Annotated in this window: 7 protein-coding genes, 7 tRNA genes and 1 pseudogene; 14 read left to right on the top strand and 1 reads right to left on the bottom strand. The window is 42.5% G+C overall.

The window, feature by feature from the left end:
• Positions 1 to 102: 102 nt before the first annotated feature.
• The 4 genes and pseudogenes from rpoB to OW157_RS06615 form a co-directional block, all read left to right on the top strand.
• Positions 103 to 3570: pseudogene (gene rpoB / locus OW157_RS06630) on the top strand (DNA-directed RNA polymerase subunit beta); the annotation flags it as partial.
• A gap of 150 nt (positions 3571 to 3720) precedes the next feature.
• Positions 3721 to 7362 (top strand): DNA-directed RNA polymerase subunit beta', encoded by a 3642-nt coding sequence (gene rpoC / locus OW157_RS06625; RefSeq protein ID WP_268752558.1) that lies wholly within the window; start codon positions 3721 to 3723, stop codon positions 7360 to 7362.
• Between the two features lie 224 nt (positions 7363 to 7586).
• Positions 7587 to 8765: a fibronectin type III domain-containing protein gene (locus tag OW157_RS06620; protein ID WP_268752557.1), complete on the top strand. Its 1179-nt coding sequence runs from the start codon at positions 7587 to 7589 to the stop codon at positions 8763 to 8765.
• 29 nt (positions 8766 to 8794) lie between these two features.
• Positions 8795 to 9976, top strand: a complete 1182-nt coding sequence (locus tag OW157_RS06615) for a metallophosphoesterase (RefSeq protein WP_268752556.1) — start codon at positions 8795 to 8797, stop codon at positions 9974 to 9976.
• A 90-nt stretch (positions 9977 to 10066) separates the two neighbouring features.
• Here the strand turns inward: OW157_RS06615 and OW157_RS06610 are convergent, their stop codons facing one another.
• Entirely contained in the window at positions 10067 to 10783 is a 717-nt protein-coding gene (locus OW157_RS06610) for a prepilin peptidase (protein WP_268752555.1), read from the bottom strand.
• Between the two features lie 105 nt (positions 10784 to 10888).
• On the opposite strand from OW157_RS06610, the gene OW157_RS06605 reads away from it, so the two are divergent.
• The 10 genes from OW157_RS06605 to folP all read left to right on the top strand — a co-directional run bounded on the left by OW157_RS06605 (position 10889) and on the right by folP (position 15897).
• A tRNA-Val gene (locus OW157_RS06605) sits at positions 10889 to 10961 on the top strand.
• Between the two features lie 4 nt (positions 10962 to 10965).
• Positions 10966 to 11038 (top strand) — tRNA-Lys (locus OW157_RS06600).
• 11 nt (positions 11039 to 11049) lie between these two features.
• Positions 11050 to 11122, top strand: a tRNA-Thr gene (locus tag OW157_RS06595).
• Positions 11123 to 11133: 11 nt separating this feature from the next.
• Positions 11134 to 11205: transfer RNA gene (locus tag OW157_RS06590), tRNA-Gly, on the top strand.
• Between the two features lie 79 nt (positions 11206 to 11284).
• Positions 11285 to 11370: transfer RNA gene (locus tag OW157_RS06585), tRNA-Leu, on the top strand.
• 21 nt (positions 11371 to 11391) lie between these two features.
• Positions 11392 to 11465 (top strand) — tRNA-Arg (locus tag OW157_RS06580).
• Positions 11466 to 11475: 10 nt separating this feature from the next.
• Positions 11476 to 11549: transfer RNA gene (locus tag OW157_RS06575), tRNA-Pro, on the top strand.
• A gap of 145 nt (positions 11550 to 11694) precedes the next feature.
• On the top strand, positions 11695 to 12153 hold the full coding sequence (locus tag OW157_RS06570; RefSeq protein ID WP_268752554.1) for a CtsR family transcriptional regulator: 459 nt from the start codon (positions 11695 to 11697) through the stop codon (positions 12151 to 12153).
• A 22-nt stretch (positions 12154 to 12175) separates the two neighbouring features.
• Positions 12176 to 14707 carry an ATP-dependent Clp protease ATP-binding subunit gene (locus tag OW157_RS06565; protein WP_268752553.1) on the top strand — a complete coding sequence of 844 codons (2532 nt, stop codon included), beginning with the start codon at positions 12176 to 12178 and terminating at the stop codon, positions 14705 to 14707.
• A 200-nt stretch (positions 14708 to 14907) separates the two neighbouring features.
• On the top strand, positions 14908 to 15897 hold the full coding sequence (gene folP, locus OW157_RS06560; RefSeq protein ID WP_268752552.1) for a dihydropteroate synthase: 990 nt from the start codon (positions 14908 to 14910) through the stop codon (positions 15895 to 15897).
• The last annotated feature ends 14 nt before the right edge of the window (positions 15898 to 15911 follow it).

Here is a 15911-nt window from a genome sequence, read left to right as displayed (position 1 = left end):
TTTTTTGCCTAAAATTAGGGTAAAATTGCCGATTTAATCAAATTTTTACCTAATTTTAACCAAATTCTAATCTTTGCAAAAAATTCAGAGAGGTGGCTAGTTATGCTTGGACATAATGTCAACTATGGTAAGCATCGTGTACGTCGGAGTTACTCACGGATTAATGAAGTCCTCGAATTGCCAAATTTAATTGAGATTCAAACGGAATCTTATAAATGGTTCTTAGAAGAGGGTATGAAGGAAATGTTTGAAGACATTTCCCCAATTGAAGACCATCAAGGGAAATTGGCTCTTGAGTTGATTGACTATACCTTCAAAGAGCCAAAATATAATATTTCTGAATCACGGGCACAAGATACTAACTATTCTGCACCAATTTATGCCAAATTACGTTTGGTGAACAAGGAATCTGGTGAAATCAAGGACCAAGAAGTTTTCTTTGGTGATTTCCCATTAATGACTGATTCTGGGACTTTCATTATCAACGGTGCAGAACGGGTAATCGTTTCACAATTGGTACGGTCACCTGGTGTTTATTTCCATGATCATGTGGATAAAAATGGGCGTGAATCCTTTGCTTCAACCATTATCCCTAACCGTGGAGCATGGTTGGAAATGGAAACTGATGCCAAACAGGTATCCCACGTTCGTATTGACCGGACACGTAAAATTCCTATGACTGTTTTAATGCGTGCTTTAGGTTTCGGTTCCGATGACGAAATTCGTGAACTCTTTGGTGAGAGCGAGACATTAGAACTCACTATGGAGAAGGATACTCATAATGATCTCTCTGATTCTCGGACTGAAGAGGCCCTAAAAGAAATCTATGAACGCTTACGTCCTGGTGAGCCTAAGACAGCAGACTCTTCTCGTAATTTATTGAACACACGTTTCTTTGATCCACGTCGTTATGACTTGGCTTATGTGGGACGTTACAAGATCAATAAAAAACTTGATTTACGTACTCGTCTTTACAATCAAACTTTAGCTGAAAACTTGGTTGATCCTGAAACTGGAGAAATTTTAGCTGCTAAAGGCACTCAATTAACTCGTGAAGTCATGGAAGAATTGGCAGAACCCCTTGCTAATGGCTTGAATACAGTGACTGTTCATCCTGATGATGATGCGGTTATTCCTGATGCCTTTGATTTGCAAATAGTTAAGGTATATTCACCAAAAGACCCAGAACGTGTCATTCATGTGATTGGTAATGCGATTACCGATGAAAAACTAAAATCATTACAAGTTGCTGATGTTATTGCTTCACTTAACTACTTCTTGAACTTATATGAAGGCCTAGGCAAGACTGACGACATCGACCACTTAGGTAACCGTCGTATCCGTTCTGTCGGTGAGTTATTACAAAACCAATTCCGTATCGGCCTTTCTCGGATGGAACGGGTGGTACGTGAACGGATGTCAATCCAAGATGTTGACAAGGTAACCCCACAACAACTGATTAATATTCGACCTGTTGTAGCGGCAATTAAAGAATTCTTTGGTTCTTCTCAATTATCACAATTCATGGATCAAACGAATCCGCTAGGTGAGTTAGCTCATAAACGGCGTCTATCTGCCTTAGGACCTGGTGGTTTAACTCGTGACCGGGCCGGGGTTGAAGTACGTGACGTTCACTACTCTCACTATGGTCGGATGTGTCCAATCGAAACGCCTGAAGGACCTAACATCGGTTTGATTAATAGCTTGTCTTCTTATGCAAAAATCAATAAATTTGGTTTTATTGAAACCCCTTATCGTCGGGTAGACTGGAAGACACATAAGGTAACAGATAAGATTGATTACCTTACTGCTGATGAAGAAGATGAATTTGTTATTGCCCAAGGGAACTCTGAGTTAAATGATGATGGTTCCTTTGCTGAAGAAGTGGTTATGGCCCGTTACGTTGAAGAGAATATCGAAGTTTCTCCTGAACGTGTGGACTACATGGACGTTTCTCCAAAACAGGTAGTATCAGTGGCGACAGCATCTATTCCATTCTTGGAAAATGATGACTCTAACCGGGCCTTGATGGGAGCTAACATGCAGCGGCAAGCTGTTCCATTGTTGAAACCACAAGCACCTTTAGTGGGTACTGGTATGGAATATATCAATGCCCATGACTCAGGAGCAGCCGTGGTTGCTCGCTATAGCGGTGTGATCGAGTACGTGGATGGCCGTGAAATCCGTGTTCGTCGTGAAGACGGCACCTTAGACAAATACGACCTCTTGAAATACCATCGTTCTAATGCTAGCTCTTCTTATAACCAAACACCAATTGTTTATGTCGGGGACCAAATTGATGCCGGTGATATCTTGGCTGATGGCCCTTCAATGGATCAAGGGGAAATGGCTCTTGGTAATAACCCATTGATTGCCTTCATGACTTGGGATGGTTATAACTACGAGGATGCGGTTATCATGTCTGAACGTTTAGTGAAGGACGATGTGTATACTTCTATTCATATCGATGAATTAGAATCTGAAGCTCGTGATACGAAGCTAGGACCAGAAGAAATTACTCGTGAAATCCCTAATGTTGGGGAAGACGCTTTGAAGAACTTAGACGAACGCGGCATTATCCGTGTTGGTGCTGAAGTTAAAGACGGCGACATTTTAGTTGGTAAGGTGACACCAAAAGGGGTCACTGAATTGACCGCTGAAGAACATCTTTTACATGCTATCTTTGGTGAAAAGGCACGTGAAGTACGGGATACTTCCTTACGCGTTCCTCATGGTGGAGATGGTATCGTTTCTGATGTTAAGGTCTTCTTACGCGAAAATGGCGATGAATTATCACCAGGTGTTTCCATGTTAGTCCGGGTATATATCATCCAAAAACGTAAAATCCAAGTCGGTGACAAGATGGCTGGTCGTCACGGTAACAAAGGGGTCGTATCTCGGATTTTACCGCAAGAAGATATGCCTTACTTACCTGACGGCACACCAGTTGACATCATGTTGAACCCATTAGGGGTACCATCTCGGATGAATATTGGACAAGTGCTTGAATTGCACTTGGGTATGGCTGCCCGTAGCATGGGTATCCACGTCGCTACGCCAGTATTCGATGGCGCCAACGAAGAAGATGTTTGGGCCACAATCAAAGAAGCTGGTATGGCTGAAGATGCCAAAACTATCTTGTATGATGGTCGGACGGGTGAAGCCTTTGACAACCGTGTATCTGTTGGAGTGATGTACTACTTGAAACTCTCCCACATGGTTGATGACAAATTGCATGCCCGTTCCACTGGACCTTATTCATTGGTTACCCAACAACCATTGGGTGGTAAAGCCCAATTTGGGGGACAACGTTTTGGTGAAATGGAGGTTTGGGCTCTTGAAGCTTATGGTGCGGCCTATACCTTGCAAGAAATCTTAACTTATAAATCTGACGACGTTGTTGGCCGGGTGCAAACCTATGAAGCCATTGTTAAGGGAGAACCAATCCCTCGTCCAGGTGTTCCAGAATCCTTCCGAGTTTTAATGAAGGAACTGCAATCACTAGGTCTTGATATGCAAGTTCTTGATATCGATGACAAGGAAATCGACCTACGTGATATGGATGAAGATACCTTAGGATTTAAGAAGCCAAAAGCAGAAGACAAGGCTGCTAATGACAATGCAGAACAAACTGCCACTGATGACGATGCCGCCAGTGTGTCAGCTAAAAAACAAGCAAACGAGTAGTCAGGGCACGATTAAATTAGGGAGGTTAGCCCCTTGGTAGACGTAAATAAATTTGAAAGCATGAAAATTGGTTTAGCATCTCCTGAGAAAATTCGTTCATGGTCTTACGGTGAAGTGAAGAAACCTGAAACCATTAACTATCGGACGCTAAAACCAGAAAAAGACGGTCTTTTCTGTGAGCGCATTTTCGGTCCTTCTAAGGACTGGGAATGTTCTTGTGGGAAGTACAAAGGTATCCGCTATGCTGGTGTCGTTTGTGACCGTTGTGGTGTTGAAGTGACTCGGGCCAAAGTTCGTCGTGAGCGCATGGGTCATTTAGAATTAGCTACTCCAGTAACACATATTTGGTACTTTAAAGGAATTCCTAGTCGGATGGGTCTTATCTTAGATATGAGTCCTCGTTCCCTGGAAGAAGTTATCTACTTTGCCTCATATGTAGTGACCAAAGCTGGAGACACACCACTAGAATATAAACAACTCTTATCAGAAAAAGAATATCGGGAAAACAAGGCAGAATATGGGAACGCCTTCCAGGCTGGAATGGGTGCTGAAGCCATTAAAGCCTTGCTTAACCAAGTTGATCTAGATGCAGAATGTGAAGACTTGAAGGAAACTTTGAAGTCAGCAACTGGTCAAAAACGGACTCGGGCCATTCGTCGTTTAGACGTTTTGGATGCCTTCCGTAAATCAGGCAACCAACCAAGCTGGATGGTTATGGATGTTATTCCAGTTATCCCACCAGAATTACGGCCAATGGTACAGTTAGATGGTGGTCGTTTTGCTACCTCTGACCTTAACGACTTGTACCGTCGTGTAATTAACCGTAACAACCGGTTGAAACGCCTTTTGGACTTAAATGCACCTAATATCATTGTGCAAAATGAAAAACGGATGCTTCAAGAAGCAGTGGATGCCTTAATTGACAATGGTCGTCGCGGACGTCCAGTTGCAGGTCCTGGTAACCGTCCATTGAAGTCACTATCTCATATGTTGAAAGGGAAACAAGGACGTTTCCGTCAAAACTTACTCGGTAAACGGGTCGACTATTCAGGTCGTTCAGTTATCGTGGTTGGTCCTTCCCTTAAGATGTACCAATGTGGTTTACCTAAAGAAATGGCGCTTGAACTCTTCAAACCATTCTTGATCAGCGAATTGGTGAAACGTGACTTAGCCATTAATGTGAAACATGCTAAACGTAAAATTGAAAACCGTGAAGATGATGTTTGGGACGTCCTAAGCGATATTATTCGGGAACATCCAGTATTGCTTAACCGGGCACCTACCCTTCACCGTTTAGGGATCCAAGCCTTCGAACCAGTCTTGGTTGATGGTAAAGCCATCCGTCTTCACCCACTAGTATGTGAAGCCTACAATGCCGACTTCGATGGGGACCAAATGGCAGTCCACTTGCCACTTGGCGAAGAAGCCCAAGCTGAAGCCCGGCTCTTGATGTTGGCTGCAACCCATATCCTAACACCAAAAGATGGCCAACCAGTTGTTACGCCTTCTCAAGATATGGTATTGGGTAACTATTACCTAACCATGGAAGAACCTGAAGTATTAGGAGAAGGGATGCATATTTCATCACCATCAGAAGCTCATATTGCTTATCTAGATGGTCATGTGCAATTGCATACCCGGGTAGCTATCTCAACTAGCTCTATGCCTAATAAGCCATGGACAGCCGACCAAGAAAACAAATTGATGGCTACTACTATTGGTAAAATCTTCTTTAATGAAATCTTGCCAGACAACTTCCCATACATTAATGAAGCCACTGCCTTCAACTTGGAAGTTCAAACCCCTGACAAGTACTTCATGGAACCCGGTACCGATGTTAAAGAATTCATCAAGCGCCAAGAATTAATCCACCCATTTAAGAAGGGTTACTTACAAGATATTATTGCTCGTGTCTTCAAACTATCTAAGGTTACTGAAACCTCTAAGATGTTGGATGCCATGAAAGATCTTGGGTTTAAATATTCAACTAAGTCTGGTATCACTGTAGGGATTGCCGATATTACTGTGTTGCAATCAAAACCAGAAATTATTGAAAAAGGTCACCAACGTGTTGAAAAAATCACTAAACAATACCGTCGTGGTTTGATTACTGATGAAGAACGTTATGAACAAGTTATCGACACCTGGAACCGGGTTAAGGATGAAATCCAAAACGAACTGATGCATTCCATGGGTCAAGACAACCCATTCTTCATCATGTCCGACTCTGGTGCCCGTGGTAATATCTCTAACTTCACCCAGTTAGCCGGTATGCGTGGTTTGATGGCCGGACCAAACGGACGGATTATTGAATTGCCAATCACGTCAAACTTCCGGGAAGGTTTATCTGTACAAGAGATGTTTATCTCTACTCACGGTGCCCGTAAAGGAATGACCGATACGGCCCTTAAGACAGCCGACTCTGGTTACTTGACTCGTCGTTTGGTTGATGTGGCCCAAGATGTCAGCATTCGTGAATCTGATTGTGGAACTGATCGTGGTTTAACGGTTACTGCCATTACAGATGGTAACGAAGTGATTGAATCCTTAGAAGAACGGATTCTAGGCCGTTACATTCAACGGGAAGTTCTACATCCTGAAACTGGTGAAGTCTTAGCTGGTCATAATCAATTAGTTGATGAAGACTTGGCTAAGAAAATCGTTGAAGCTGGTGTTGAAGAGGTAACCATCCGCTCTGCCTTTACATGTAATACTCGTCATGGGGTATGTAAACATTGCTATGGTCGTGACCTAGCAACAAACGGTGAAGTTGAAGTTGGGGAAGCAGTTGGTACTATCGCTGCCCAATCAATCGGTGAACCAGGTACTCAGTTGACTATGCGTACCTTCCATACCGGTGGGGTAGCCGGTGATGACATCACTCAAGGTTTACCACGTATCCAAGAAATTGTGGAAGCTCGTCATCCAAAAGGTCGAGCCGTTATCACAGAAGTTGCTGGTACCGTCACTGATGTTAATATCGATGAAGCTGCTCGGACCAAGACTGTAAATGTTAAGGGTCAAGTTGACGAACGTGAATACAAGATCCCTTACACTGCCCGCTTGAAGGTAGAAGAAGGCGATCAAGTTGCTCGTGGTCAGCAACTAACAGAAGGGTCCATTGATCCGAAAGAATTGCTCCGTGTCACCGATTCCTTAACTGTGCAAACTTACTTGCTTGCCGAAGTACAACGGACTTACCGGATGCAAGGGGTAGACATTAACGACAAGCACGTGGAAGTAATGATCCGGCAAATGATGCGTAAGGTACGTGTCCTTGACCCAGGTAATACTGATCTCTTACCAGGTAAGTTACTCGATTTAGGTGACTTTACTGATGCCAACGCAGAGGTTATCCGCCAAGGATTAACTCCTGCTACTGCTCGTCCAGTATTACTTGGAATTACTAAGGCTGCTCTAGAAACTAACTCATTCTTATCTGCAGCTTCCTTCCAAGAAACCACTAAGGTACTTACCGATGCCGCTATCCGTGGTAAACGCGATAACCTATTAGGTCTCAAGGAAAATGTGATTATTGGTAAGATCATTCCTGCTGGTACTGGTATGAATAAATACCGCAAGATGCAACCCAAAAAAATCAATGAAGACTTAGTTTACGCTGAACAAGAAGACGGCGAAAACCTCTCTGACATTGATTATAGCGAAATTAACTAAAGCTAAATAAATCATTTAGGCAAAGGCTGGAGTAGATGCTCCAGCCTTTTTGCTTAAGGATTCAGATTAGGCTCACCTTAACTTGCTCTTGACTATCTTTACAGTAACTTTACATAAAATTAATACTAGCGGACTATAATAGAAATGTATTGTTATTGGGTATTAAAAAAGGAGTAAGCGATGAAAAAAGACATCTATTGATAACTTGTATGATGGCCTCTGTCATGTTATCTGCTTATGATGCAGCGGTTTTTGCTGAAGAAAATACTGATGTTGCTGAATTAACTGTAGAAGCACCAGTAGTTGATCAAACTGCAGTTGATAAGCAAGACGTTGTGGAGGCTAAGGCCCTAGCTGCAGAAAACAAAACAGGTGAGGAAGCGACTGGAAATGATGCGGATTTAGGTGGGTCAGAAAGCTATGAAGAAGCAGTTGCTAAGCAGAATGCCTTACAAGAAGCAGAACGTCAAGCCTTAACCGCAGAAACCAAACGTAAAAACTTGGAACGCGCTGAAGGCTATGATTTTTCTATTGAAGCTAATGATGGTTATGTTTGGGATGAAGAAGGCACAATTACTGGAGTAACAATTGGTGGTGAAACGGCGCCTGTTGTTAAGGAGAAGCCTGCTGCTCAAAAAGCTCCTGTCAATAACGAAGCCAACCGAATTACTATGAACTTGGGATCAGATCCTAAGTCAGAAATGAATTTCCAATGGTTTACAACTGACCCCAATCCTGACTACAAGGTGTATATTTATGAAGAGGGAAATTTTGATTCAGTCAAAGCTTGGACACCAGAAATGACTGCATATCAAGGTTCTTATATCCAAAAAACTGAAGATGGGCACTATATCTTTGCGGTAACGGAACCTAATGATGAAGATATTCCTCTGGAAGACAAGAAAATTATCGGTTACTTCACAGATGAAGTTTTCTCTGGCGATAACTTGAAATGGACCGATAAAGGCTTTGAAGATTATGCTGTGGGCTTGCCATATGATCCAGTGGCGGAAACAGCTTATACAGTGAATGTCACTGGTTTAAAACCTGGCACTCGCTATGGTTATCAAATTTCTAAGGAAGGCTTCCCAGCAGTGGTTCCGATTGGTAGCTTTACCACTGCTCAAGCAGGGAATCAGCCTTTTAAATTCGTCCATTATACGGATACACAAAATGCTTTTTCATCTGATAATGCCCGGAAGGAAGCGGCTTATTCCGAATCTACTGCTAAAGCAATCCTTGCCACCATGCCTGATGCCAACTTTGCCTTCCATACTGGTGATGTCGTGAATGAAGACTACAACGATTCTGAGTGGGTTGAAACCTTATCTGCTCTAGAAGGCTTAACTTATCACATGCCTCACGCCTTTGGACAGGTAATCATGATAATGAATATTTCCTAAGCCATATCAATACTCCACAAGAGCTGGATATGACGACAGGAGTGGCCTATTCCTTTGACTATAATGGGGCACACTTTACCGTTTTAAACACTGAAGACGATGATGAAGGACCAATGATTTCCGCCCAACAAATGGCTTGGTTGAAGGCTGATTTACAAGCAGCCCGTGACAAAGGGGTCGACTGGCTGATTGTGTCTGCCCACCGTCCCTTAATTTCATCTTCTTACCATTCCTTGCAAGATAGCTCAGTGCAAGCGGCTCGTGATGAATTGATGCAAGTCTTTGATAACTATGACGTGGATTTAGTCTTGAACGGTCACGATCATAACTTGACGGTTACTTATCCCTTAGTTTATGCTCCGGACAAATTTGCTAGTGTAGCTATTGATGAAGCGGACGGAGTTATTAGTGAAGGCGATGGTGTGACTCGTTTCAACCAAGCCAATGGGACGGTAATGATGATTCCGTCAACAGCCGGAACGAAAACTTATGATGATATTTATGACAAAGGGATTGACTGGGTATTAGAATATGAAAAAATTCATAAAATTATTCCAGATCTTTCACAAGCAGATTTAGACTACTATTTATCCTTATTTGCCATGAATGAGCAACCGTTTGAGTCCGCATATTACCAAACGGGTCACTCTAACGCTCGGGAAGCCAACGTTCAAAACTTCTTTACTTATGACGTTTCTGCTGATGAGATTATTATTAAGTTATATGAAGTTGTGGGAGAAGACATAAATAACCGCGCTACGAATTTAGTTCATACCTATGTTCTTTCAAAAAATGCGGAAAAACTAGGTGATACAAATAAAAATGAAGAAGACAAACAAGACAGTAACATTCACCCTGGAGAGAAACCCAATGGCGATAATAACCAAGAATCAGATCAAGCCCCAATTCTAGAAGAAAATAAAGGTCAAAAAACAGAAGCTGAAACGAACGAAAATCAAACCCCAACCCTTTCAAATAAAAGAACAGAGGCAGTTGAGGCTAGCGTTGAAGCAATCGACCAAGGCAAAAGAACAGCTGCAAATGCAGAAGTAAAAGCCGGGAAAACTGATCAATCTTCACTAACAGATAAAGAAGAAGTCGTTTCTGCCTCAGCCCTACCAAGTACAGGTCAAGAAGCTACCATCTTAGTTGGTTTGGCTGCTTTAATTTCAGGGTGTGGTGTCTTGTTTACTAAAAAACGTTACAATTAAGTAATCATCGTCATTTAAACTGAATCTAGTGATAGGAAAAAGGAGCAAACCTGCTTTAGAAAGTTAGGGTTTGCTCCTTTTTACTGTTAATTATAGAAATCCGTTAAATAGTCGATTAAAAAATATAAAAGTCAATGGAAAGACCCAACACAAAAAGGGAAAAAAGACCAGACCACGAACAGTCGAACGACGCCAAAAATTTAAATAAAGCAAAACGATCAAAGCTAGCAAACAGGCGAGTTGCAAAAATAGTAAAGTGAAAGTGAGTGGATAACACAGTAGTAAGATCAGCATGGTCTTGATATCAGCTCCGCCCAAACCATTTTTAAAACAACGATTGAGTAGGAAAAAACCAAGTAAAGCAAGTCCAGTAGTGAGATAGTTGAATGATAAACCCGTGAAAAGATATAGGCTGAGCAAACCGACCAATAAGATAACTTGTAAATAATCAGGCACCCAATGGTCTACTAAATCCGCAGGAGCCATAATAAAAAGTAAAGAAAAGACGAAGAGATCACGACTTGGGAAAATCGAATAGCTGCTAATGATTAAAACCCCTAATCCAAAAGTTAGCTCCCCTAATGGATAAATAATTGACACCTTGTGACCACAATGTTGGCAGTGTCCTCTATATAGCAAATACCCAATCATTGGTAGCAGATAGGGCCAAGGGATGGTTTTTTGACAATAATCACAGTGTGAGCGACCAGTGAGGGAATTTTCGTCTTTGACACTACGTTGACCAACCACCATAAAAAATGAAGCCCACAAAGCAGCAAAGTAAAACAAGGCGAATTTTAATAGCATAATTATCCCTCCTACTTATAAATACGAAAAAAATATAAAAATAGGTTTGACAAATTTAATATCTGGTGGTATTATTTAATAGTTGTCAAAAAGACAGGATGACTTGGAGAATTAGCTCAGCTGGGAGAGCGTCTGCCTTACAAGCAGGATGTCGGGGGTTCGAACCCCTCATTCTCCATAATGACTCGTTAGCTCAGTTGGTAGAGCAACTGACTTTTAATCAGTGGGTCACAGGTTCGAATCCTGTACGGGTCATTTTTTGATTTGCCGGCTTAGCTCAGTTGGTAGAGCATCTGATTTGTAATCAGAGGGTCGAGGGTTCAAGTCCTTTAGCCGGCATCCCTAAATATGCGGAAGTAGTTCAGTGGTAGAACATCACCTTGCCAAGGTGGGGGTCGCGGGTTCGAATCCCGTCTTCCGCTTTTTTATAAAAAGAGCTAGACAAAACTTTAATTAGTGGTATAATATTTCTTATACCGGAGCGCTTTTATAAAAGAAAGCGCCGGGGTGGCGGAACTGGCAGACGCACAGGACTTAAAATCCTGCGGTAAGTGATTACCGTACCGGTTCGATTCCGGTCCTCGGCATTTACAATTTAATAACAATATGCACCCATGGCTCAACTGGATAGAGTACCTGACTACGAATCAGGCGGTTGCAGGTTCGAATCCTGCTGGGTGCATTTTTATTTGCGGGAAATAGCTCAGCTTGGTAGAGCACTTGGTTTGGGACCAAGGGGTCGCAGGTTCGAATCCTGTTTTCCCGACTAATATAGAAGACCTTGGCCTATGCTAAGGTCTTTTTTGTTTCTTAATTGCAAGAAGGGAAGGCTCTTTTGATTGACTTGTTTGGCAAAATTACGTATGATAAAGAGGAATAGTCAAATATAGTCAGACTCGAGGTGAAATAAGATGCAAAATGAAAGTATGTCTGATATTATAGCAACCTATATCAATAAAATTTTACAAGAACAAGAACGAATTGAAATCCAGCGCAAGCAGATGGCTGACCGCTTCCAATGTGTCCCTTCACAAATCAACTATGTCATTAAAACGCGTTTCACACCAGAAAATGGCTATGTTGTTGAGAGTAAACGTGGAGGCGGAGGCTATATCCGGATTATGAAACTGGACATAGCCGACGAATCGGACTTTATCGATGCCATGTTAGCTATGGTGGATGAACAAACTTCCGACCGTGATGCAGCCGCTATTATTACAAATCTCTATAATAACGAGATTATCAGTAAACGTGAGGCTCAGCTTATGTATGCCGCCTTAGATAAGGATGCCTTATCCTTAGTTGACCATCCTAACCGTTTGCGTTCGGAAATTTTACGCAACCTTTTAGTGAAACTTAAATACCAGTAAACAAACAGTGAGGAGTTAGTCTATGCATGAGATCTACACAAAAAGTGCACAGCAAGCCTTAAATTATGCAGCAGAGGAAGCCAATGCTTTCCGTCACAAATCAATTGGATCTGCCCATCTGCTCTTAGGTTTATTCAAGGAAGACCAGGGTGTAGCCCATGCCGCCCTAGCGCATTACCTACCTGAATACGATGAATTACGCGAAGAAGTCGAACTCATCATGGGTTATGGTAATGGCGCTCAAGATTCGGCCTATAAGGACGATCGTGCTTATTCACCTAAGAGTCGTAAGGTCTTATATCGAGCAGCAGAGGAGGCCAAGCGTTTAGAGTCCTCCTTAATCGGTACGGAGCATATTCTGCTGGCTATCTTGGAAGAGACTATGCTGGCCACTCGGATTCTTGATAATATGGCTGTTGATAAAGGGCGTTTACGCAAAGATATTTATCGAATGATTGGTAAACGGCCGCCACGTCATACTAAGAATGCCAATCGCCAGTCTTCAATGCTAAATGGTAGCCAACAAAAACAAAGTGTCTTAGCTTCCTTGACTAAGGATTTAACTCAGGCAGCTCGCGATGGCAAATTAGACCAAGTGATTGGCCGGGACTTCGAAGTCCGCCGCCTACTGCAAATTTTGAGTCGGCGCACTAAGAATAACCCTGTTTTGGTGGGTGAACCTGGTGTGGGGAAAACAGCTATTGCGGAAGTGATTGCCCAAAAATTAGCCAATGGCGATATTCCTCCTAGCCTAGCCAATAAACGCTTATTGTCCTTAGATGTAGGCTCTTTAGTGGCCGGGACAAAATACCGGGGTGAGTTTGAAGACCGAGTAAAAAATTTGGTCAATGAAATCGAAGAAGACGGTAATGCCTTACTATTTATTGATGAAATTCACACCATTATTGGCGCTGGTGGGGCAGAAGGAGCAATTGATGCCTCTAATCTTTTGAAACCTGCCTTAGCCCGTGGTACCGTACAAATTATCGGTGCGACTACCCTTGATGAATATCAGAAATACATTGAAAAAGATGCTGCCTTAGAACGACGCTTTGCCAAGGTACAGGTGGAAGAACCTAGCCTAGAAGAAGCAGTGGCTATTCTATCGGGCTTACGGCCAGCCTACGAGAAATACCATAATGTCGCTATAACTGATGCTGCCTTAGAAGCAGCCGTTCGTCTATCAGAACGCTATATTTCGGATCGCTATTTACCCGACAAGGCTATTGATATTATGGATGAAGCCGGAGCAAGTAAACGTTTGGATCAACCCTTACCAGAAAAACCTAGTCATAATCCAGATGAGGTTAAAAGTTTGGTTGACCAATTAGAAGCCGAAAAATTAACCGCAGTGAATCAAGGCAACTTTGATCAAGCGGCTGAACTGCATAAACAACAATTCGACTTAGTCCAAGACTTACAAGCTAAAATTATGGCGGCTAAGCCCAAAGATCAGGAAGTTGATCAGGACCGGCCTCTAGTCTCAGAAGATGATATGGCCCAAGTGGTTTCGATGTGGACCAAGATTCCCGTTCAACAGATGCAAGCCTCAGAAACCAGCCAATTGCAGCACCTAGAGTCTGACCTCCATCAACGGGTCAAAGGCCAAGAAGAAGCTGTTGAAGCGGTAAGTCGCGCCATTAAGCGTGCTCGCTCAGGTATGAAAAATCCTAACCGTCCCATTGGCTCCTTTATGTTTCTAGGACCTACCGGGGTAGGTAAGACGGAACTGGCTAAGACTTTAGCAGTTAACCTCTTTGGCTCCGAGAAACATCTGATTCGGATTGACATGTCTGAATACATGGAGAAATATGCTTCTTCTCGTTTAGTAGGCTCAGCACCTGGTTATGTTGGTTATGAAGAGGGTGGCCAACTCACTGAAAAGGTACGCCAACATCCTTATTCTGTGATTCTTTTTGATGAAATTGAGAAGGCTCATCCCGATGTCTTTAACATGATGTTACAAATCTTTGATGATGGCTATATCACTGATAGTAAGGGGCGTCGGGTTGATTTCCGCAATACTATTCTGATTATGACCTCTAACTTAGGGGCAACGGCTCTTCGAGATGAGAAATCAGTTGGTTTCGGAGCACAAAATCCAGTTAGCAACTATGAAGCCATGAGTAAACGAATTCGTGAGGAAGTGAAGCGTACCTTCCGTCCTGAATTTATCAATCGGATAGATGAAATTATCGTCTTCCATTCCTTGGCTCAAGAACAAATCGAAGAAATTGTGACGAAATTTACTGATGACCTAGCAGCACGGTTGAGTGAACAAGAAATTTCGCTTAAGGTTACTGCTGGCGGACGTCGACATATTGCTAAAGTTGGCTTTAAACCCGAATATGGAGCCCGTCCCTTACGTCGTGTCATTCAAAGTCAGATTGAAGATCCCTTATCAGATATGTTGATTGCAGGCCAAGTAGGAGCTGGTGATGAAGTCACTGTGGGTGTGAATAAGGAAAAAATTTATATTAAGGTTAAACATCCTAATGGTAGTGAGTTCAAAGAAAATATTAGCATTGATCAAGAAGCGTTAACTAGTATTTAAAATAACTTCATTTAGGATAGAGGTTGGGACGAGGGTTCTAACCTCTATTTTTCTATTTCAATTAAAATGAAATTTTAGGCACACCATCTATAGTTAAAAATAAGCGATAAATTTTAAAAAAGTTATCGCTATTCTTTGTGTTATCGTTTACAATGTAAGTGTGTATATGTCTACTTATATTATATGAACGAGGTGCTAGCATGGAGGCAGAACAAGTCATTCAATTCGCATGTCAAGGGCGAACAATCAGTCACGGCCAAGAAACCATCCTGTGTGGGATTGTCAATGTCACACCGGATTCTTTTTCTGATGGGGGGAAATGGTTTGCCACTGATAAGGCACTGCAACGAGCCACAGACTTAATTGCTCAGGGTTGCCAGATGATTGATATTGGTGGGGAGTCCACCCGACCTGGTTCCAGCTATGTGGAAATTGAAGCTGAAATTAATCGGATTGTCCCTGTTATCCGTGGCTTGCGCGCCCAATATCCGGAAATTTTTATTTCTGTGGATACCTGGAAGGCCCAAGTAGCAGAAGCCGCAATCGCTGCTGGAGCAGATATTATCAATGATATTACCGGACTTTTAGGTGACCCTAACATGGCGGCGACGATTGCCAAAAGTAATGCCGGTGCTATTATCATGGCAAATCCGGTGATTGTTCGTCCAGACCATCCATCATCTAAAATTTTCCCTACTTTTGGGGCTGAGGGGGTCTTTTCTGCAGAGGAATTAGCTGAATTTGCTGAAATGGATGTCCCCTCCTTGCTGAGAAATTATTTCCAAAAAAGTTTAGCCTATGCCGACCAAGCTGGCTTAAACCATGAACGCATCATGTTGGACCCGGGCGTCGGTTTTGGCTTCACTAAACGTGAAAATTACCAAGCCATTAAATTTGCTCCTTTAATCCACGAATGGGGCTTTACTTGCTTTTTAGGGGTCTCACGAAAACGTTTTATCCAAAATACTTTGGGTGAGATTGGCGTAGAAAATGATGTTAGCACAGAAGCTGGCTTTGCCCACCGCGATCAAGCGTCGGCAGTATTGACGGCGATTGCTGCCTACCAAGGCATTGAGGTTGTTCGTGTTCATGCTGCTCATGACCATCGGATTGCCCAAAGCATTGCTAACCATGTCCGTTTGGCAAACCAGGTTGAAGCTATTGATTTTCCTGCCTACCAGGACAAGTAAATTTTGGTTAATCC

The organism is Aerococcus kribbianus (assembly GCF_026805545.1).
Taxonomy (GTDB): domain Bacteria; phylum Bacillota; class Bacilli; order Lactobacillales; family Aerococcaceae; genus Aerococcus; species Aerococcus kribbianus.
Note: the sequence above shows the minus strand (reverse complement) of the source record. Positions and strands in the feature narration are given on the sequence as shown.